Source organism: Nocardia sp. NPDC059236 (genome assembly GCF_042754085.1).
Taxonomy (GTDB): Bacteria; Actinomycetota; Actinomycetes; order Mycobacteriales; family Mycobacteriaceae; genus Nocardia.
In genome coordinates, this window is sequence record NZ_JBHZAF010000004.1 from 76462 (window position 1) to 96483 (window position 20022).

15 protein-coding genes are annotated in these 20022 nt (G+C 68.3%); 7 read left to right on the plus strand and 8 right to left on the minus strand.

The features are described from left to right. Positions 1-30: 30 nt before the first annotated feature. Entirely contained in the window at positions 31-963 is a 933-nt protein-coding gene (gene fabD / locus ACFXIV_RS12555; RefSeq protein WP_379421250.1) for an ACP S-malonyltransferase, read from the minus strand. Positions 964-1204: 241 nt separating this feature from the next. Beyond that, a complete protein-coding gene (locus ACFXIV_RS12560; RefSeq protein WP_379399722.1) occupies positions 1205-1801 on the minus strand; it encodes a TetR/AcrR family transcriptional regulator in 597 nt (198 codons plus the stop codon). Positions 1802-2200: 399 nt separating this feature from the next. On the opposite strand from ACFXIV_RS12560, the gene ACFXIV_RS12565 reads away from it, so the two are divergent. Next, complete coding sequence (locus ACFXIV_RS12565; RefSeq protein WP_379399721.1) at positions 2201-2926, plus strand: BTAD domain-containing putative transcriptional regulator; 726 nt, start codon at positions 2201-2203, stop codon at positions 2924-2926. Positions 2927-3008: 82 nt separating this feature from the next. Here ACFXIV_RS12565 and ACFXIV_RS12570 read toward each other — a convergent pair whose 3' ends face one another. The 6 genes from ACFXIV_RS12570 to ACFXIV_RS12595 all read right to left on the minus strand — a co-directional run bounded on the left by ACFXIV_RS12570 (position 3009) and on the right by ACFXIV_RS12595 (position 10852). Further along, positions 3009-3638: a hypothetical protein gene (locus tag ACFXIV_RS12570; RefSeq protein ID WP_379399720.1), complete on the minus strand. Its 630-nt coding sequence runs from the start codon at positions 3636-3638 to the stop codon at positions 3009-3011. 160 nt (positions 3639-3798) lie between these two features. Next, on the minus strand, positions 3799-6594 hold the full coding sequence (locus ACFXIV_RS12575) for a DUF5682 family protein (RefSeq protein WP_379399810.1): 2796 nt from the start codon (positions 6592-6594) through the stop codon (positions 3799-3801). 2 nt (positions 6595-6596) lie between these two features. Then, on the minus strand, positions 6597-7715 hold the full coding sequence (locus tag ACFXIV_RS12580) for an AAA family ATPase (RefSeq protein ID WP_354835976.1): 1119 nt from the start codon (positions 7713-7715) through the stop codon (positions 6597-6599). A 13-nt stretch (positions 7716-7728) separates the two neighbouring features. Beyond that, entirely contained in the window at positions 7729-9069 is a 1341-nt protein-coding gene (locus tag ACFXIV_RS12585; protein WP_379399719.1) for a VWA domain-containing protein, read from the minus strand. After that, entirely contained in the window at positions 9066-10442 is a 1377-nt protein-coding gene (locus ACFXIV_RS12590) for a hypothetical protein (RefSeq protein ID WP_379399718.1), read from the minus strand. Before ACFXIV_RS12590 ends, ACFXIV_RS12585 begins: the two co-directional genes overlap by 4 nt. Further along, positions 10442-10852, minus strand: a complete 411-nt coding sequence (locus tag ACFXIV_RS12595) for a hypothetical protein (protein ID WP_379399717.1) — start codon at positions 10850-10852, stop codon at positions 10442-10444. The genes ACFXIV_RS12590 and ACFXIV_RS12595 overlap by 1 nt, the downstream gene beginning before the upstream one ends. A 505-nt stretch (positions 10853-11357) precedes the next feature. On the opposite strand from ACFXIV_RS12595, the gene ACFXIV_RS12600 reads away from it, so the two are divergent. The 6 genes from ACFXIV_RS12600 to ACFXIV_RS12625 all read left to right on the plus strand — a co-directional run bounded on the left by ACFXIV_RS12600 (position 11358) and on the right by ACFXIV_RS12625 (position 19802). Then, positions 11358-13301: a serine/threonine-protein kinase gene (locus ACFXIV_RS12600; protein WP_379399716.1), complete on the plus strand. Its 1944-nt coding sequence runs from the start codon at positions 11358-11360 to the stop codon at positions 13299-13301. 144 nt (positions 13302-13445) lie between these two features. After that, positions 13446-14714 (plus strand): glycosyltransferase 87 family protein, encoded by a 1269-nt coding sequence (locus ACFXIV_RS12605; RefSeq protein WP_379399715.1) that lies wholly within the window; start codon positions 13446-13448, stop codon positions 14712-14714. A 508-nt stretch (positions 14715-15222) separates the two neighbouring features. After that, a complete protein-coding gene (locus tag ACFXIV_RS12610) occupies positions 15223-16266 on the plus strand; it encodes a hypothetical protein (RefSeq protein ID WP_379399714.1) in 1044 nt (347 codons plus the stop codon). 37 nt (positions 16267-16303) lie between these two features. After that, positions 16304-17551 (plus strand): AAA family ATPase, encoded by a 1248-nt coding sequence (locus ACFXIV_RS12615; protein WP_379399713.1) that lies wholly within the window; start codon positions 16304-16306, stop codon positions 17549-17551. Next, complete coding sequence (locus tag ACFXIV_RS12620; RefSeq protein ID WP_379399712.1) at positions 17548-18777, plus strand: VWA-like domain-containing protein; 1230 nt, start codon at positions 17548-17550, stop codon at positions 18775-18777. The genes ACFXIV_RS12615 and ACFXIV_RS12620 overlap by 4 nt, the downstream gene beginning before the upstream one ends. Before the next feature lie 62 nt (positions 18778-18839). Next, positions 18840-19802, plus strand: coding sequence for a DNA polymerase domain-containing protein (locus ACFXIV_RS12625; protein WP_379399711.1), 963 nt, complete (start codon positions 18840-18842; stop codon positions 19800-19802). Positions 19803-20022 lie beyond the last annotated feature (220 nt).

Consider the following 20022-nt stretch of genomic DNA (forward strand, 5'->3'; position numbering starts at 1 on the left):
AAGGCCGGGAAATCGGTCGGATTAGGTGGATCAGGCGTAGGCGGCGATGGCCGCGGCGATGCGGCGGGCGTCCTGGGTGCTGCGCACGGTGGCCGTGTCCAGCATGCGGTTGGCTAGCCCGGACAGCACGCGTCCGGGACCGATCTCGAGGTAGTCGGTGCAGCCGAGATCGGCGGCGGTGCCGATCACCTCGATCCAGCGGACGGGGGCCGTGAGCTGTCGGCGCAGTAGGTCGCGGGCGTCATCGCCACTCGAAATCTTGTGCGCGGTAACGGAACTGAGGACATCTATGGCGGGATCGCGGAATTCGGCGCGATGCAGGTCGGCCGCGAACCGCTCCTCCAGCGCGGCCATGAGCGAGCAATGGAACGGCGCTCCGACCCGCAGCGCGACCAAGGAGCCCGCGCCTTCCTCGCGCAGTAACTCCACGGCGGCGTCCACCGCCTCCGCCGTGCCGGAGATGACCGACTGATCGGGGGCGTTGTAGTTGGCGAGTTCGACCACGCCGGCCACTCCCGCGCAGATCTCCTCGATCCGCGCCGCGGGCACCCCGGACACGGCCGTCATGGCACCCGGTATCGCCGCGGCGATTTCCGCCATCAGCTCGCCCCGGCGTCGCACCAGGGTCAGCGCGTCGGCGAGGTCCAGCACCCCGGCCGCGACCAGCGCGGTGAACTCGCCGAGGCTGTGCCCGGTCACCATGTCGGGGGAGAAGCCCTCGGCGCGCAGCACCTCGAAGATGGCGACGGAGGTGGCCAGGATCGCGGGTTGCGCGATCTCGGTGGCCCGCAACTGTTCCGCGTCACCCTCGGTGCACAGCTTGGCCAGGGGCAGGCCCAGCACCTCGTCGGCGCGCTCGAATACCACCCCCGCCGTGCCGGGGTGTTCCCGGATCAGGTGGGCGGCCATGCCCTCGCGCTGGGAACCCTGGCCGGGAAACATGGCGATCACACTGGCGTTCATGTTGTCTTCCGAATCCTGCTGGTAGCCACGGCTACTGCGAGACATATCCTGAACGTCGCTGTTCTCGCCCCGAGTATGTGAATCCCGGCTCGAGCAGTCCTCGAGGAAAACCAAACACGCAGTAACTATCTGAGCGAAGCCCGCTTTTCGGCCGGCCGCTGCTCGTGCGGTAACTGGACATGGCGCGACGCTAACCAGGGGCGGTTAGGACCGGGTTAGGGGTCAGCGAGCGCGATCGGCCTCAGCCGCAGTGGCTTTCGAGATAGAGCCGCAGTACCAGCCGGCCCTGGCTGACCGCCCACTCGTTGCGGGGAGCGTCCCGGTAGGCGTGTTCGATGGTGCCCTCGGCGATCGCGATCGCGACCCCGAACACCCGGGGATCGGTGTGTGCGGGCATCACCCCGGATTGCAGCAGCAGGTGGCCGAACGACTGCGCGCAACGGCGCTGATGGACGTGGACCACGTCGCTGTCGCCGTAGGCGAAGTAGAGCGCGACGAACTCGAGATGCCGCAGGAAGTGGGTGCGATGCACGGCGGCGAACAGGTCGATCGCGTGCGGGATGCTGTCTGCGCGAAGCGTTTCGATCTCCGCCGCGACCCGCCGGTCGATCCGGTCCATGTCGCGGTCGAGTAGCTGGCGGAACACCGCCTCCCGATTTGCGAAGAACTGGTAGAGCGTCGCGATCGGCACGCCGGCGCGCTCGGCGATCGCGCGGGTCGTCACGGCGTCCACGCCGTGCTCGTCCACGAGTTCCCGTGCCGCGTCCAGGATGCGCTCGACGCGTTCCCTGCTGCGCGACTGCACAGGTGCGCGTCGGAGGCGCGCCAGCTCGGACACGCGATCATGATTGCAGACGACTCGGCGTGGCCGCAAAACATGAGCGGAACATGACTTTTCGTCCGATCCGCCAGGTAGCGGCGTGAAGGAAACATTACTGTTTCGTGGGTCGCGTAAAGAAGTCTCGCGGCTGGAGTCAATTTGCGAAACATCCACTTGCGCAGGCAAGTTGGTCGTGCGAACATTGCCGCCAGCGGAAATGGGATGCGAGATGGATTGTGGCGAAATACATTTGAATATTTCTGCGGTTCGCCCATGACGCAAGGAGTTTCATTGAGAGCATCTGGTGAACGGGCGATCCATGTCAAACTGATGGGCGAGTTCGCCATTTCGGTCTCCGGTGCGGATTGTGTTCGGTGGCGTGCGAGCAAGGCTCGATCACTGTTCGGAGTGTTGCTCGTGAACCGCAACAGCGTCGTGGGCAAGGAGCGGCTACGAGAGTTGTTGTGGCCGGACATCGATGGGCCCAGTACGTCGTTGAAGGTTACGGTGCACGCCCTGCGCAGAACGTTGGATGCCCACTTCGGAACCGAACGGCGAGACCTGCGCATCGAGTTCCGGGATTTCGGCTACGTCATGGACGTGAGTGACGATGTGATCGTCGATTGCCAGGAATTCGAGCGGTATACGGCGGCCGCACGTGACGCCGCCGCGCGGGGCCTGCGCGAGGAGGCGCTGGGCCTGTATCGACGGGCCGCCGCACTGTACTCGGGCGAGTTTCTCGACGGCGAATCCGACAGTTGGGTGATCGAACACCGGCACTGGCTGCGCTCGATGATCCTGAGCGCGTTGAACACGTTGGCCGAATACGCGCTCGAGGCAGGAGAACTCGCCGACGCCGCCGACGCGTGCCGCCGCACGCTGGCCATCGATACGGCGAACGAGGCGGCTTTCCGCCGACTGATGACGATCCACGCCCGGCGCGGGGAGCTGCAGCAGGCGGAACAGTGGTACGCGCTGTGTGCGCAACGTCTGCGGGAGCAGTTCGAAATCGATCCCAACCAGGACACGCGGTCGCTGCGGCATCGCCTGCTCGGCAGCGAATTCCTGGAGGGTTCCCGCCCGGTCGGTGCGAGCCGGCGGGCTCGCGACGGCGTCTCGAATCGCCTGGGCTCGATCGCCTGACCGCGGAGACCGAGCGTGCCGTGCCTGAGCAACCCTGCTCATGTGAAAAGGCCCGGTCCTGATGGACCGGGCCTTTCCGCATTCAGAGGGTGCCGTTTTCGATGTCGCGTTTCAGCGCCGCCTGGTACGCCTGGTGGGATGAGACGCCATTGTCGACGGTGAAGTTGATGAGCAGCGGGTTGGCGATGAAGGTGAGGTGTTCGTTCACCGAGGTGGTGCCGTTGCCGTTGTCGACGAAGGTGACCTTCTGATGGGTGATGATGCCGGGCGAGTCATAGCTGTCGGTGAGGTAGTAGTGATCGACCGGATAGAGGCGCTGTTCTGCCTGGGTTTTCGCGGGGTAGTCGACCGAGCCCATCGGGATGTTCTCCAGCGCGGTGAAATCGATGGTCTCGGTGGCGCCATCGGTGCAGGTGCGATGCACGATGATGTCCTTCAGGAACGGATGCCGCCCGATGTCGTTGCGCAGGTTCGAGTACACCGTCCATACCTTGGCGATCGGCGCATTGATGGTGATCGGCAGATCGACCGTCCGCGACGACGTGCCGGACGACGGACTCTTCTGCTCGGCCTGATACGTGGCCCAGCCGGTCTGCCAGCCGGCGGTGTAGGCGTTCGGGGTGTCGGTACAGGTCGGTGCGGAATCCGCCTGCGCCACCGGTGAACCCGCCGCGAACGACAGGGCCATTGCGCATCCCACAAGATATTTCACGGGCGGACTGTAACGTGTTCTCGCGCCCGATCGCGAGGCGCTCCCGAATTCGAGACCGAACCGTTTGAATTGTGCTGTGCGGCCCGCCTACCAGCAATGCACGGTTCGAATGACTGTCCGGCCGGCCGCCCGTCGGAAGGACGAGCCGGCCGGACCCGCGTCAGCTCCGCACGGCCGGCACGCCGAGCAGCGCGGCCAATGCCGCGGCGGTGCCCGGGAATCGCTCGAGCAGGCCGGCAACCTCGTGGTTTCCGGCCGGCCCGGCCTCCTGCCAGCCGCCCTCGATGCCGAGCAGTCCGCTGAGCGCTTCGCACGCGGCGGGGCGGGCGGCCAGCAGTTCGGTGACCGGCCCGCGCGGTGCGGCGGCCACCGGCGGTGCGGCCGTGGTGAATTCGACCGACCAGGGCGGGACGAAGGCGTCCACGGCGGGCAGTGCGCCGGGGAAGGTGCGGCCCGCTTCCCGGACCAGGCCCGGGATCAGGTCGCCCGCCTGATCCTTCAGGGTGGTGATCAACTTCGGCAGCCAGGGCAGCAGCACCGCGTCCGGCAGCGTGCCGAAGGCCTTCGACAACAGCTCCACCACAAAGGGTTTCAGTGCCGGAGCCGGGTCGATGGCCTGCACGAAACCGCTCACGTACTGCGGAACCGTCGGCAGCACCAGCGGATTGGCCAGCATCCCGTCGCACCGCGCGCGCAGCTCGGCCATGGTCAGCAGGCCGAGCTGGAACCGCGCCGCCCACAGCAGGGCCACCTTGGCCGGCGCCTCCGGATGTGATTGCAGCACAGCCAGTTCCAGCTGGGTGTGATCGCAGCCCAGCGACAGCGCCAGATTCTCCATCCCGAACAGGAAGCCCAGCATGGCCGCCACCTGCGCCGACCCGGTCTCCTCCGCGGCGAAGGCGGTGGGCAGCAGGGTGCAGTAGTGCGCGTACCCGGCTGTCACGAACCGTTCGCACCACGCCGGTAGGCCGCCCTCGGTGGAGCGGAAGTAGTTGAGCAGCACCCGGATCCGCCGCAGCACGACGGGCGCGTCGTCCACTGTCCGTTCGGCGGCGAGGAGTTCGACCGCGCGATTGCCCAGCTCATCGGCGAGCCGGACCGATCCCAGATACACCAGCGCGTCCTCGACCGCGCCCAGCGCCACGGCCGCGGTCGCGTCCGGCGCGGCGACCGCGCGCCGCAGGCGCTGCTCCAGCACCTGCTCCACCGACACGCCCTCGTACCCGAGCTCCACCAGTGAGCGCTGATGTTTGCCGAGCCCGATGTCCCAGCTCTCCTGGATCGAGGTCTCACCCAGTCCGCGCGAGCCCATGATCGGCCGCAGCGCGTCCTGCGGCAGCAGCCTGCGCAGCAGCCACAGCAGATCCGAGCAGGGCCGCAGGTCCGGATTCGCCTTCAGGTCCAGCAGCGCGCGTTGCAGCGTCCGCTTGGACAGATCCAGTCCCAGCGGTGCCAGCCGGTCGAGCACGTCGCGGGCCAGCGGCGGCAGCGCCGCGTACCCGACCTGGCCGATGCGGTCGCCGCCGAGCAGGATCTCGCACAGCCGCCGCACATCCCGCCGCCCCGGCACCCGGTCCTTCTCGAGGCAGGTGACGGCCGCGTCCTGGAAGTCGTACGGCGTCGGACGGGCACGATTGCGCAAGCCCGCCAGCAGGATCGAGGTCTCGAAGATGGCGATGGCGTCGGCGGTGCTGGCCAGGTAGCCGTTGCGCCGGGCCAGCCGGACGATATCCACCGACCATTCCAGGAGCTCGGCCTCGTCGAGCGGGTCCAGGACCGGTGGCCGGGACAGGAAGCCCGAAAGCTGGTCCGTCACTTCGGCTTCCGGTTCCGCCGGAAGCGGCGGCCGCTTGGCGCGCTTCTTCGCTCCCTGCTGGCCTTCCAGCTGGAACGACTGCAATTTGCCGCGCCGCAAGCCCTTCGCCCAGGTGGCCGCCGCGATCGACACCGCGCCGCCGGCCAGCCCGAACTGCGCCTCGATGGCGGAGTGGCTGGAGGGGATCAGCCCGTAGTGCCATTTCGTGGCCGAGCGCGGCGAGATCTCGAACTGCTCCGACGCGGCGAGTCCGAACTGTTCGACCGGGCTGGCCGCATGGGCCGCGCCGCACACGTACAACGCCTGCGCCGGATCGATGTCGTTGGCGGCCAAATGTTCCCGCATGCGGGTCCACATGTACCGTTCGCGGTCCTCGTCCTCGACGGTGCTGCCGCGCCGCAGCCGCCGGAACAGGCTGCCGATCATCACCATGACCTGGCGGTAGGTGTCGTAGTCGGCGTCCACCAGGGGCTGCTCGACGTACTGGTCCCACCATTCCGACCAGTGCCGGACCTTGCCGTGGTGCAGCAGGTGTTCTTCCAGTTCGGCGAAACGCGGTCGTAGATCACCGATTTCGAGGCCGACCGCGCCGCCGTGCAGGCCGTCGTCCTCGGGCTGCTCGCCGTCGGAGGGTGTCTCGGACTGCCTCGCTTCGGGAGCCCACTGGAAGACGTGATCGGTGGACCGATCCACCAGCACCAGTTCGACGCCCGGCGTATCGAGCGCGTAGGCGATGGCCTGGTACTCGGCCGACGATTCGGTGATCGGCGCGACCACCGACAGCGGCGCCCATTCCGCGGGGAAGCCCTCGATCTCGGTGGCGAAGGCCTGCAGCGCAATCGGCAGGCGGCAGTTGCGCAGCTCGTCCAGCAGCGGCCGCATGTCCTCGCACAATTCCAGGTAGATCACGCTCGGCTGCTTCTCGCGCAGCCGTCGCACCATGGCCAAACCGGAGGCGGGCGAGTGGTGACAGACCGGGAAGATCTCCAGCCGCTCCGACAGCGCCCGGTCGACATCGTCGACGATGCCCGCCAGGATGTCGCCCGCCGCCCCGGGTGCGCCGGCGAACGCGACGGCCGCGTCCGCCAGCTGGTCCCGCAGCGCGGCAAAGGTATTCGGCGCGGGCCGGGTATCGGACATGCTCACGACAGCCTCGCGATCGCCGCCCGGCCGCCCTCGAGGAATTCGCCCCAGGCGGCATCGCCCTTCTTGTCCTTGGTGCGCGGCTCGACGACGCCGTGCAGGTACTTGTTGAGAATGGCCAGGTCCTCGGGCGTGCGCCGGGCCAGCGACCCGACCAGCGAACCGGCGAGGGTCTCCGCGCGCAGTTCCTTCGCACCGAAGAACTGGCTGTGCAGGATGGCGTCCTCGAGTACGCCGATCTGCTCGGCGGTGGACAGTGCCGACTCCAGCTTGTCGTCGTCGCTGGTGGCGGCCGCCGCGGCGGCGCGCAGATCGGCGAAGCTCTCCAGCAGGATGTCCAGCAGCGTGGGCGGCAGTTCCAGCTCGATGGAGTGGCGGCGCAGCAGTTCCGCGGTGCGGAAGCGCACGATCTCCGCCTCGCTCTTCTTGTTGGACACCACCGGGATTCGCACGAAGTTGAAGCGCCGCTTGAGTGCCGAGGACAGGTCGTTCACGCCGCGGTCGCGGCTGTTGGCGGTGGCGATGATGGAGAAGCCCGGCTGCGCGAACACCACATTGTCGTCATCGAGCTCGGGGATCGAGACGTACTTCTCCGACAGGATGGAGATCAGCGCGTCCTGCACATCGCTGGTGGAGCGGGTGAGCTCCTCGAAGCGGCCGATCACGCCCTGCTCCATGGCGGTCATGATCGGGGACGGGATCATCGACTCCCGCGACTGACCCTTGGCGATGACCATGGAGATGTTCCACGAGTACTTGATGTGGTCCTCGGTGGTGCCGGCGGTGCCCTGCACCACCAGCGTGGAATTGCGGCTGATGGCCGCCGACAGCAGCTCGGCCAGCCAGCTCTTGCCGGTACCCGGATCGCCGATGAGCAGCAGACCCCGGTCCGAGGCCAGCGTGACAATGCTGCGCTCGACGAAACTGCGGTCGCCGAACCACTTCTGCTCCACCTCGCGGTCCAGTCCGTCGGCGCGTTCGGAGCCGAGGATGAACAGCCGCACCATCTTCGGGCTCAGCCGCCACGCGAACGGCTTGGGGCCGTCGTCGATGGACTCCAGCCAATCCAGTTCCTCGGCGTACTTGACCTCGGCGGGGGCGCGCAAAACGTCGTTCATGATGGCTGGTCTCCTAGTCGAGAAAGTTCTTGAGTTCGTGCACAAGCTTCTGGATGCGTCCGGAAATCACCGGGGTGCCGAGGTTTTTGAACCGCTCGCGGAACCACGGGTTGACACTCTGGTGGCCGGAGCTGTTCACCGAGCCGACCGGGATGAGCTTCACCCCGGAGCGTTGCACCGCCTCCATGGCCTCGAACAGCGGCTGGGAGCGATCGAACTCGTAGAAGTCCGAAATCCACACCAGCACGGTGTTCTTCGGGTCGGTGATCTTGGGCTGGGCCATGGCCATGGCGACCGGGCCGTCGTTGCCGCCACCGAGATTGGTGCGCAACAGTACCTCGAACGGGTCGTGCACCCACGGGGTGAGATCCAGGGCGCGGGTGTCATAGGCGATGAGATGCACATCCACCTTGGGCAGGCCCGCGAAGATCGACGCCAGAATGGTGCAGTTCACCATGGAGTCGACCATGGAGCCGGACTGGTCCACCACCACGATCATGCGGGCGGGGACGGTGCGCTTGGCGGTCTGGCGGTAGTAGAGCCGGTCGACGTAGAGGCGCTCGTCCTGAGGGTTCCAGTTGGGCAGGTTCTTCCAGATGGTCCGGTCCACATCCAGGTTGCGCAGGATGCGCTTGGGCGGGACCGAGCGGTCGACGGTGCCCACACTGGTTTGCTGCACCTGGGTGCGCAGCACTTCGGCGACCTCGTCGATGTAGCGGCGGATGAGGCGCTTGGCATTGGCCAGGGCCACGCCGGACAGATTGTGCTTGTCGCGCAACAGTTGTTCGATGAGCGACATGCTCGGGGTGAGCTGGGCGGCCAGGTGCGGATCGGCGAGCACCTCGCGCAGCCGCATGCGGGACACCAGCTCACCTTCCAGACCGGTGAGCACGCCTTGCACGGCGCCGGCCTGCTCCTCGCCCAGGCAGCGCCGCAACCAGTTCGCATCGGACTGCCAGCCCGCCAGCTGGGTGGCGCTGACCTGGCCGGAGCCGGTGGCGAAGACGTTCAGCAGCAGCTTGGAAACCAGTGCGGCGGTGCGGACATCGGCCGCGCCGATGGATTGGGGCGCGGCGGCTTCGGCCTCGTTCCCGGCGTCTTCGGCTGCCGCTCCCTCGGTCGCGGAGTTCCCGGTTTCGGAGAAGTCGAGACTTTCGAACTCCGCCTGCATCTCCGGATAGCGTTGCACCACATTGTCGATGGAGATGCCCGGATCGAGCACGGCCAGCGGCAGCCCCAGATCGTCGACGATGCCCGCGCTGGCCTGCTCCAGCGCCGGTTGCTGATCTCCGGTGAAGACACCGGCCAGGAGACGCCAGTACAGGATCTGCCGTCGCGTTTCATGATTCGTCATTTGCGCAGCAGCCGTCCCGCGCGCTCGCGCAATACCGCCACGGCATCGCCCGACTTGGCCTGTGCCTTGGCGACTTTCGGATCCGTCGGGCCGAGCGCCCAATCACCGTTGTGGAAGGCGGTGAGCGCGCCCTTGACCTTGCGCTGCACGGCCAGCGGCCGCACCGACCAGATGCCCGCATCCCAGCGCAGCAATCCGATCATGGCGCTGGACCCGGTCACCCCGGCCGGAGTGAGCGGACCGGCCGACGGCAGCGCGTCCAGCTCCACCCGGATCCGCTGGTCACCCATCTCCAGTACGCCGTCGCGGAACCGGTACCCCTCGAGCACAACCGGTTCGGCGATGTGCACCGGATCGCGATCCAGCGGCGCGACGGCCGGGGCCTGCGCCTGCGGCAGTTGCACGGTGGCGGTGACGAACGGATCGGCGGCCTCCCCAGCCTTCGCCCGATCGTCATCCCACAGCAGGTCACCGGTCGCCGTCAGCGGCATATCGGTGAGCTCCAGCGCGCGCTGCCCGGCCAGCGCGGTGAGCAACTGGCGATGCGCACCCAGCAGCTGCCACACCGCCGGTCCCACAATGGTGTCCACCTTGGCCGCCGCCACCGACACCCGCACCCGGCGGGCCGGTGCGCCCGCGACCTCGAGCACGCCGTGCAGCTGTGCCTGTACCGCGGTCCCGTGCTCGTGCAGGTCCACGCCGAGCGGGAGCAGGCGACCCGAAACCGGCTCGGTGGCAGCGGATTCCGCGCCGCGCCAGGACAGCAGCAGGGCGCGCGTCCACAGATCGGCCCAGCGTCGCGCGGGCACCCGGTCCATGGTGGCGATCGGCGCGGACGCGCCCAGTTCGGCGATGAAGCCGTCCAGCAGCATCGCCAGCCGCCGCAGCGCGGGTTCGGCCAGCAGCGACTCCACGGTCTGATCCGCGGCCGCCACCAGGTCGTGGTCCACGCCGCGCCATCCGGCGATGGCCAGTTCACCCAGCCAGGCGCGGGAACCCGCCGCGAGCGGGCTCGATGCGGCCGCATCCGGCGTCGCCGTCCACTCGGATCGATTGCGCCCCACGGCCGTATCGGCCTGGTCGACCAGTGCGTCGTGCACCGCGCCCAGCAGGGCGGCCCGCGCGGCGGCCAGCGCCGACAGCTCATCCGCGCCGATCGCCCCCGCGCTCACCTTCGACACCGCCGCCGAAACCGCCTCGGCCAGAGGTGAACCCGCCACCGCAGCGGCCAATGCCGCCAGCGCCGCGCTCTGCGGTTCGGAAACCCGGGCGAAGCCATTGACCAGAGCGGAATCGAAGCCGCTCACCGCATCCAGGGCCGCCTCGACACCGGCGGGCGCATCCGTCAGCGCGGCCAGTTGTACCGCCTGCATCAGCGACCCACCCCCGCCGGGAACCAGTGCAGCTCCGGAATCGGCGTCGCGCTACCCGGCAGCTCCAGGTAGGTCAGATGCCGCAGGAATCGGCTGAACACCGCGGCGGCCGGAGCCGGATCGCGAGTTCCCTTGAGACAGTGGGCAAGTCGAGAACCATCCGGGACCTCGACCCGCAGGAACCGTGCCACCCGATCCTGCCCGTACTGGAGCACCGCTTCGTCGATCAGCGCGTCCAGATGCTTGCAGCCCCACCCCTGGTTCAACCCGCCGCACGGCCGGTTGTTGTTGGTGCTGCAGCTCAGCCCGTGCGTCCCCGCGGTCACCGATGCCACGTACACCCGTGAGATATCGGAGCCACTCGACACCACCCCCTGCAGGCGTCCGTCGGCCAGCTCGACGAACGGCACCTTGTTCAATTTCCGCGGCGCGACAGCGGGCAAAACCCGCACCACAGCAGCGCTTTCCCAAGCCGGTTCACCCGGCGTGGCACTCGGATTCGAGGCCATCGTTCTCCCTCCCGGTCGATCACGATGCGCCCAAGGTATGTGACCCCACCGACAAGTCCCGTCCCACCCCCGAAACGGCTGGTGAGGATCCCTTCCCGTGGCAGCTCCCGGGCCCATCCGCCGGTGACGGCGGCTGCCGTGAACGGAGTCGTGCCACTCGAGGCGGACGTATTTCACTGACTCGCAACGCAATTCCGATGCCTGGCTCGGGATGTCTTGCAATTCACCGCCATTCGCATCGTCCGGTGCCGTGACCCGGCTCGTCCACCGGCAACGGTCACTCGGATTTTCGTCGCATCCGTGCCTATGGATGGTCCCCTCAGCTCCACGAAGATCGGTGCGCTCTGCAACTCGCCGCGCGATAAGATCGATCATGGCTCGGGGTTTCAGCTCGGGGTGATGCGCAATGGGTGATCGGCCGACCGGCGATGCCACCGCTGCCTTCGATCCATTGGCCGATCGGGCGGTGAGTGAGCGGTCGAGCGCGCCGATCGCGAGTGACGAACTCGAGCCCGGGGATCGGATCGACGATTTCGATCTGCTGCTGGAGCTGGGCCACGGCTCGTTCGCCCGGGTGTTCCTGGCGCGGCAGCGCTCGATGCAGCGACTGGTGGCGGTGAAGGTTTCCACGGACCACGGCATCGAACCCCAGACGCTCGCCCGGTTGGAGCACGAGTACATCGTTCGGGTCTACGACCAGCGGGTGCTGCCGGAGCGCGGGCTGAAACTCCTGTACATGCAGTACCTGCCGGGGGGAACGCTGGCGGCGGTGCTGAAGCGGGTCCGCGAGACCCCGCCGGAGCTACGCAGCGGGCGGTTGCTGTTGGACGCCGTGGACGCGGCATTGGAGGAGAAGGGCGAGATCCGCACCACGGGCATGCGGGTGCGTGAGGAAATCGCCGCCCTGTCGTGGCCGGAGACCGTGGCCTGGCTCGGACGCCGGCTCGCCGAGGCACTGGACTACGCCGAGCGACAGGGTGTACTGCACCGCGACATCAAGCCCGCGAACATCCTGCTCTCCGCCGACGGTGTGCCGAAGCTGGCCGATTTCAATATCAGTTTCAGCGACCACCTTGCGGGCAGCAGTCCGGTGGCGTATTTCGGCGGGTCCCTGGCCTACATGTCGCCCGAGCATCTCGCGGCGAGCCACCCGGCGCTGCCCGGCACGGTCGACGACTTGGACACGCGCAGTGACATCTACGCCCTCGGCGTCGTGTTGTGGGAGCTGCTGACCGGGCGGCGACCGTTCCCCCAGGTCGAGGCGAAGGATTCGCAGGACTATGTCGAGCAGGAGCTCGCGATCCGCCGCCGCCCGATCGCCGAGGAATTCCTGGACGACCTGCCCGCCGACTGCCCGGCCTCGCTGCGCCGCGTGCTGCTGACCTGCCTGTCGCCACGACGGGATGATCGGTGGGCCAATGGCGCGGAGCTGGCTCAGCAATTCGAGCTGTGTCTCGACCCCCGGGCCCGGGATCTGGTCGATGCACCGCAGCACTCCCGGCGGCCGACCGGACCGCTGTGGCCGCTACCGATGATTGCGATAGCGATCGGGATACCGAATGTGGTGGCGGCTGGGTACAACTATTACTACAACAAAACGCTCATCGTCAGTAAGCTCGCGCCCGCAGCCCAGCGGTCCTTCGACTATGTCGCCTCGGTGCTGTATCCGCTCGCTATCGCGGTGGGCGGAATCCTGATTCTCTACGCGTCGCGCCGCCTCATTGTCGTACCCATTGGTTTGCGGCTCGGATGGAACTACAGCGACGAGACCCTCACTCGGACGCGTATCGATGCGCTGCGGCTCGGCAGCCGGGCGGCGCGGATCGCCTTCGTGTTCTGGGTGCTCTGCGGCGTGATCGTCCCGGTGATGCTGAACCTGATCGCCGGCGGCGTGCCACGCGGCACCTACGTGCATTTCCTGCTGTCGGTCGTCGTGTGCGGCGCAATCGCCGTGGCGTATCCGTACTTCGCGGTCACCTGGTACGTGGTGCGGTGCCTGTATCCCGTCTTCCTCGTGCACGGACGGTCCGACGCCGCCGATATCGACCACCTGGGCCGCCTCGCCGGGCGCACCGGTTTCTACCTCACCGCGGCGGCCGCGGTGCCGCTGGTCGGCGTGACCGGCATAACCTTCCTTCCGGGCGCGGAGATCGAATCCATTATCTGGGCGGTCCGGATCCTGTGCATCGGCGGCATCATCGGCTTCGTGCTCGCCTATCTGCTGTACGGCGTCATCGAGAAAGACCTCGAGGCACTCGAACGCGTTGCCTCCGCATCCGATACGTGTGCCGCAGGCGCGGACGGGCCGAGCCCCGATACGGCATCAGAGACGACTCGGCGGCAGGACTAGCGGTCAGGAGTCCCACACGGGCACCGCGGTTGCGCTGGTCCGAGCGGTTCGCGGGGCCGTCCGCGACCGGCGTCCATCCCCATCGGCGAGTCTCGGTGGGTGCGGGTGTACGCCTGGGAGGGGACGCCGATAATGTGATGTCGGATGAGTTGTTCTACCGCTGTTGCTGACCCGAAGTCGCTGACCCGCCGTTTCGGGCGGGTGATGTGGCTGGTTCCGGCGTTGTGTGTGGCCTTCACCGCGCTGTGCCTGATGCTGCCCGTGTGGCCCTTCAAGCAGATCACCGGTGGGTTCATCGACCTGCAGGTATATCGGCTGGGCGTGCAGACGCTATGGCACGGCGGGGATATGTACGGGCAGCTGCCGCAGACCACGATCGGGATCGGGCTGCCCTTCATCTATCCGCCGTTCTCCGCGCTGGTGCTGTCGCCGTTCGCGGCGTTGCCCTGGGACGTGGCTCGCACCGGGTTCTTCGTGACCTCGGTGGCCGCGCTGGCGATTTCGTTCTATCTGGTGGCGCTGCGGGTGTGGCCGGGGGAGAGCCGGCAGCGGCTCGGGCTGTGGGTGACCGCCTGCGCCACGCCGCTGGCCCTGCTGCTGGAGCCGACCCACTCGACGCTGGATTTCGGGCAGGTCAATCTGCTGCTGATGGTGCTCGTGGTGGCCGACTGCCTGACGGAGCAGCCGAAGTGGCGGCGCGGCATGCTGATCGGTATCGCGGCCGCGGTGAAGCTGACGCCGGCCGCGTTCATCCTCTACTTCCTGATCCGGCGTGATTACAAGGCCGCCGTCACGGCCGCGATCACCGGTGCCGTGGCGACCGCGCTGACCTTTGCCGTGTTGCCGCAGGCGTCGGTGAAGTACTGGTTCGGCGGGTTGGGCAATGTGTCGGGGCTCAGCGGTTCGGCATTCCACACCAATCAGTCGATTCAGGCGGTGCTGGCTCGGTTCGAGATCCACAAGCCACTGCTCACGATTCTGTGGCTGGTGCTGAGCGCCGCACTGCTGGCGCTGGTGGTGCCCGCTATGCGCCGCGCGGCGGACTTCCCGCCGCTGGCCCTCGGGATCAACGCGGTCTTCACGCTGCTGGTGTCTCCGATCTCCTGGTCGCACCACTGGATCTGGATCGCCCCGGCCCTGCTGGCGATGCTCGGCTACGCGACCCGGTTGCCCTGGCGCCGTGCCGCGGGCTGGTACCTGGTCACCGCGATCACGGCCGCGATCTTCGTGATCGGCCCGCAGAATTGGCTCCCGGACGGTGAACACCGCGAATCGCACTGGACGCCTTGGCAGCACCTCATCGGCAACACCTACGTCTGGTTCAGCGTGCTGCTGGTGGCGCTGTTCCTGCTCGGCACCCGGCGTACGCGGCCGGTCGACCAGAACCATGCGGTTGGTGCGCTGGTCCGTTAGGCCCCTTCCTGTTTCACCATTTCCTGTTTCGGCTCGCGGTAATGCACCGCGGCTGGACCGGAGCGGGGGAAGGGGTTATTCTCGGCCAGGTGTCGACTCCTTCTGAACAAAGATTGGGGGTCCCGTTCGTGCCAGGTGAGTGCTGATGCGCACTTCGAGTACGAATAGGAACGATTCCCGCTTTTCCTTCTGGCTTCGCGTGCGTGACTACGCCGTGCCGCCGTCCATGATCGAGACCGCGACTGCCCGGCGTTGTGTCGGGGACTGGGCTGGGGCTTGTGCCGCAGCGGGTTTCGATGTCGATATCGATATGCGTTCGCTGGTGCGCGCCCACGGCCGGGACCTCGCCGCTCGGGTGCGGGCCGATCTACGCCACTTGGCACCGGACCTGTTGCGCTGGCACATGCCGCGGATTGCTCCTGACGGTCTGCTTCGGCCGGGGCTGACGATCACGTTGGCGCGATACGATCCGGGAGACTCCGGAAGCCCTTGTGGCAGAGAGCGTTCCGTGCATCTGATCGTCCGGATTGCGCCCGCTTGGGCGGATGCGGGCCAGCGAATCAGCCTCGCACTCTGGGACGGATCCCGCTCCGGTGGCGGCCTGCACCCGCATTCCCGTCCCAACCGGCGGTTCCGGCTCGATCTGCACCGTCATCTGTGGGATGCCCGCAGCAGTGATGAGCTGCGGATGCGGTCCGGTGCAGCGCGACTCGCCGGCGAAGGCACACCGGGCTCCGGGCTGTCGGAGCTGGTGCCGCCGGGGTGTGCCGTCGACCGATGGGCGGCGGAGGCGGGAATACTGCTGCGGGCCCATGGGCGCCGGGCCGGGCCGGTCCTGGTGCGGTGTGGTGCACGGCGACGGGTCGTCGTCGATGTGTCTGTGCCCGAGGATGATTCGCCGGTATTGCGGATCGAGGAGAGGTATCCGCGCGGCGGGATATCTGCGTTGCCGGTGCTGCCGGACGCGGCGACCTGGGTATTGCCCGATCTGGAACTGCTTCGTGCCGGTGCCATCACGCCCGATCGGCTGCATCCACTGGTTGCGTCGGCGCTGGTAACGGATCATTCGCCGGCCGATATCTCCCCGATTGCCGACCCGGCGGGCCGGCCGCACCTGGTGGACTGCCGGGGCGAGCTGCACCGCATCGGACTGGTGAACGGGGTGCTGGCCGCACTGGACCACGATCCGGCGGAGATCCGCAGGGAGGAGCTGCTGGTCGCGTTGACCGGCACTCCGCTGCCCTGTCTGCAGGCCATCGACCGGGCGCATCGGCATCCGGATTGTCTTGTCGGCGTTCGTGAACGGCTGGACCACGGCGACACCGCCGGTGCGCTGGCTGTCGTCGAAGGTCTGCTCGGACCCGACGCGCTGCTGCGTGCGGGAGCGCTGCGAGACGAGCTCGAGGCTTCCGCGCAACGGCGGATCGGCTACGGACTGTTCCGGGCCGGGCTGACCAGACCAGCGCTGACCCCACCGGCGGCCGAACACGATCATGCTCGCCGATGCCGCAGCGCACGTCGCGCGCATCCGCGCCACGCGACCTCACGCTGATCTTTCCTCAATTCCTTTACACCCATAGGTGATTCACATGTCTGTAGATACCTCGTGCGCTCCGACCGCGAACAGCCCCCATATTTCCCAACTCGACGTCGCAGGCGAACTGCTGAACCTGCTGGGCGCGGTGACCACCGAGCCGCGCCCGAACATCCAATTGGACGCGCTGACACTGGCGGTCGCCGCCGACCTGCCGGTGCTGCTGTGGGGCGAGCCCGGAATCGGCAAGACCGCGGCCCTGACCCAGCTCGCCGCATCTCTGGATCTTCCACTGACCACCGTGATCGCGAGTGTCCATGAGCCGTCGGACTTTTCGGGCCTGCCCATCATCGGAGACGACCCGGCGACGCACGGCGTGCCGATGGCGCCGCCGGACTGGGCCGTCCGGCTGGTGCGGGCCGGTCGCGGGCTGCTGTTCCTGGACGAACTGTCGACCGCTCCGCCGGCCGTGCAGGCCGCCCTGCTCCGTCTGGTCCTGGAGCGGCGGATCGGTGCACTGCGCCTGCCCGACGGTGTCCGCATCGTCGCCGCCGCCAACCCGCGTTCCTCGGCGGCCGACGGCTGGGAGCTGAGTCCGCCGCTGGCCAACCGCTTCGTGCACCTGCAGTGGACGCACGATCACGATGTGGTGGTCCGGGGCCTCGGCGGCACTTGGCCGCGCGCGACCTTGCCCACGCTCGCCCCGGAAAAGGTCACGGAGGCAGTGGCTTTCGCCCGCCGCGCGGTGTGCGCGCTGCTCGCGGCGCGTCCCAAACTCGTCCATCAACTGCCCAGCACCGAAACTCGAAGGGATGGCGCCTGGCCGTCGCCGCGCAGCTGGGAGATGACCGTGCGGCTGATCGCCTTCGCCACCGCGGCCGGCTCCGGACGGGACGTGCTGTCCCTGCTGGTCCGGGGCGCCGTCGGTGACGGTCCCGGTTTCGAATTGCTGACCAGCATCGATCGGATGGACCTGCCCGATCCGGAGGTGCTGCTCGCCGATCCGGCCGCCGCCGAGCTGCCCGAGCGTGGCGATCTCCGTCAGGCCGTGCTCGACGGTGTGGTGGCGGCAGTCCGCTTGCGGCCGGAGCGATCCCGCTGGGACGCGGCGTGGGCGCTGCTGGTGAAGGCCGTGGAATCCGGTGCGCCGGACCTGGTGGTCGTCCCCGCGACGACCCTCGCCACCCTGCGCCGGGACGACTGGGACGTGCCCGCCTCGATCGAACGACTGGCCGGCATGGTGTCGGTGTCGCAGGGCGCGGATCGCGCCGCGGCCCGGGTCGCCGCGCAGGCGGGCCGATGACACCGGACATCGCGCGGCTCGACTTCGACAAGCTCTTCGCCGCCCGGCTGCTGGCCGCCCGGGCCCGACCGTATCTGGCGACCGCGCTGTTCGCGCTGCACCTGGTCGAGTCGCCGCGGGTGCCGACGATGGGTGTGGACCGGTACTGGCGGTGTTATGTGTCGCCGGCGTTCGTGAACTGCACGCCGGTGGCGGACCTGGCCTCGGTCCTGGTGCACGAGGTGTCGCATCTGCTGCGCGAACATCACAGGCGCAGTGACCGATTCGCCCGGGAGCACGACCTGACCGGCCCGGCGGAGCGACTGCGGATGAATATCGCCGCGGATGCCGAGATCAACGACGACGCGTTCGGCGACGGCCTGGTCCAGCCCGAGGGGGCGGTGCTGCCGTCGACGCTGGGGTTGGACTCCGGTGAGCTCATGGAGGACTACCTGCGTCAGTTCCGCCTCGGGCCGCGCACCGCGGACCTGGCCTGGCTGGATTGCGGCAGCGGCGCCGACGGCCTCGACCGGGAATGGGAACTGGGGCCGGACGGCGCGGACGGACTGAGCGAACAGGAACGCGACGCCGTCCGATTTCGCGTGGCGCAGGGCATCATCGGCCGTCCGGGGCACGCACCCGAGGGGTGGCGCCGGTGGGCGGAGGAGGCGGTGCACCCGCCGCAGCCGTGGCGAGATCTGCTGGGAGCGGCGATCCGCTCGGCAGCTTCCGCCCCCGGCGTCGGCGCGGACTACAGCTACGGACGGCCCGCGCGGCGCTCGGCCGGAGTGCCCGGCGTCGTCCTGCCGAGCCTGCGGCGCACCCCACCCCGCGTCACCGTGATCATCGATACCTCGGGGTCGGTCAGCGACGCCGAACTGGGCAGCGCGCTGCTCGAGACGGCAGCCATCGCCCGGACCGTGGGCGGCCGCCGCGACCTGGTCACCGTGCTGTCGTGCGATGCCGCGGCCCGGATCGCGGATCCCCTGTGCCGTGCCGAGGGCATCCCGCTGATCGGCGGCGGGGGAACGGATCTGCGCACCGGCTTCGCCAAAGCGCTACGCGCGCAACCTCGTCCGGATGTGGTCGTGGTGCTGACGGACGGTCGGACACCCTGGCCGGCCGCCCGCCCCGGGTGCCGCACGGTCGTGGGCTTGTTCCGCCGGGACCCCGCCTGGCGGGAAGACGATCCGGAGTACGTACCGGACCGCCCGCCCACCTGGGCAGGGGTCGTCGATATCGGGTGACGGCGCGGGCCGCCCCGGCCGGGATGGTTGACGGCGGTACGGGTGTGGCGCATGGTGGGCCGATGGGCGATGACGTGCGGGCCGGGTTGAAGTTCTCCAGTCTCGACAGTCCCTTGTTCGACGGGGCAGAGGCCACGAAGGGCGATTTGATCGACTACCTGGAGGCGATCGGGGAGCGGATGGTGCCGTCATTGCGGGAGCGTCCGCTGTCGGTGGTGCGGGTGCGGCCGGGGCAGGAGCCGTTCATGCAGAAGAACCTGCCCAAGTACACACCGGAGTGGGTGCGGCGGGTGACGCTGTGGGCGGGCAGCTCGAAGCGGGAGGTGTCCTACGCGCTGTGCGATGACGTGCGGACGTTGCTGTGGTTCGGGAATCAGCGCGCGGTGGAGTACCACGTGACACTGCTGTACGCGGAGGGTCTCGCCGACTATTCCGGCAGCCCAACGCATCTCGTGCTGGATATCGACCCGGCGCCGGATCAGCCCTTCGCCCAGGTGGTCGGGGCCGCGCAGCTCATTCGGGAAGCGCTGGCGGCGGACGGGCTGGCGGGCGCGGTGAAAACCAGTGGCTCCAAGGGCGTGCACATCTTCGTCCCGGTGGTGCCGGGCGTCGATCTCGAGGATGCCGCGGCGGCGACGCGGGCGATCGCCGCGCGTGCCGAACGTCTCGATCCGCAGCTCGCCACCACGGCGTTCATTCGAGAAGACCGGGGCGGCAAGGTCTTTCTCGATTCGACCCGCGCCGGCGGCGCGACGGTGGTGTCGGTCTACAGCCCGCGGATCCGTCCGGGCGCGACCGTCTCGTTCCCGGTCGCCTGGGCGGACCTGCCCGACATCGACCCGCACGACTTCACGATTCGCACGGCGGCCAAGATGCTCGGCGACCGCGATCCCTGGGCCGAGGCCATGCCCGAACCCCAGTCTCTCCCAGCCGATCTCATCGCCGAGGGGCACACCATCCCGGTGGCGCGGGTGCAGGCCATGCACGAGGGCAAGCGCCGCGCCCGCGCCCGCCGGGAGAACTGACTCAGGCCATGCACGCCGACGGCACCCACACCATGGTGGACACACCAGCAGTACGATCACCCGGCTCAAGCCGGCCTGGCCCATGATGGTGGCGGGCCCGAATTCGGCCAGCCCGACGATCGTCGCGGGACGATTCGGAATGGTGAGTTCGAGAGTCATGGATGAATCCGCATCTATTCGAGAAAAGGCACGCGGAAATAGGCGAGCGCCAGGTGCGTCG

Bases quoted from the DNA above. Each gene is read 5' to 3' on its own strand.
- ACFXIV_RS12585 (WP_379399719.1), bottom strand. From the start codon at position 9,069: ATGACGAATCATGAAACGCGACGGCAGATCCTGTACTGGCGTCTCCTG.
- ACFXIV_RS12615 (WP_379399713.1), top strand. From the start codon at position 16,304: ATGTCTGTAGATACCTCGTGCGCTCCGACCGCGAACAGCCCCCATATT.
- ACFXIV_RS12620 (WP_379399712.1), top strand. From the start codon at position 17,548: ATGACACCGGACATCGCGCGGCTCGACTTCGACAAGCTCTTCGCCGCC.
- ACFXIV_RS12590 (WP_379399718.1), bottom strand. From the start codon at position 10,442: ATGCAGGCGGTACAACTGGCCGCGCTGACGGATGCGCCCGCCGGTGTC.
- ACFXIV_RS12580 (WP_354835976.1), bottom strand. From the start codon at position 7,715: ATGAACGACGTTTTGCGCGCCCCCGCCGAGGTCAAGTACGCCGAGGAA.
- ACFXIV_RS12605 (WP_379399715.1), top strand. From the start codon at position 13,446: ATGAGTTGTTCTACCGCTGTTGCTGACCCGAAGTCGCTGACCCGCCGT.
- ACFXIV_RS12600 (WP_379399716.1), top strand. From the start codon at position 11,358: ATGGGTGATCGGCCGACCGGCGATGCCACCGCTGCCTTCGATCCATTG.
- ACFXIV_RS12575 (WP_379399810.1), bottom strand. From the start codon at position 6,594: ATGTCCGATACCCGGCCCGCGCCGAATACCTTTGCCGCGCTGCGGGAC.
- fabD (WP_379421250.1), bottom strand. From the start codon at position 963: ATGAACGCCAGTGTGATCGCCATGTTTCCCGGCCAGGGTTCCCAGCGC.
- ACFXIV_RS12625 (WP_379399711.1), top strand. From the start codon at position 18,840: ATGGGCGATGACGTGCGGGCCGGGTTGAAGTTCTCCAGTCTCGACAGT.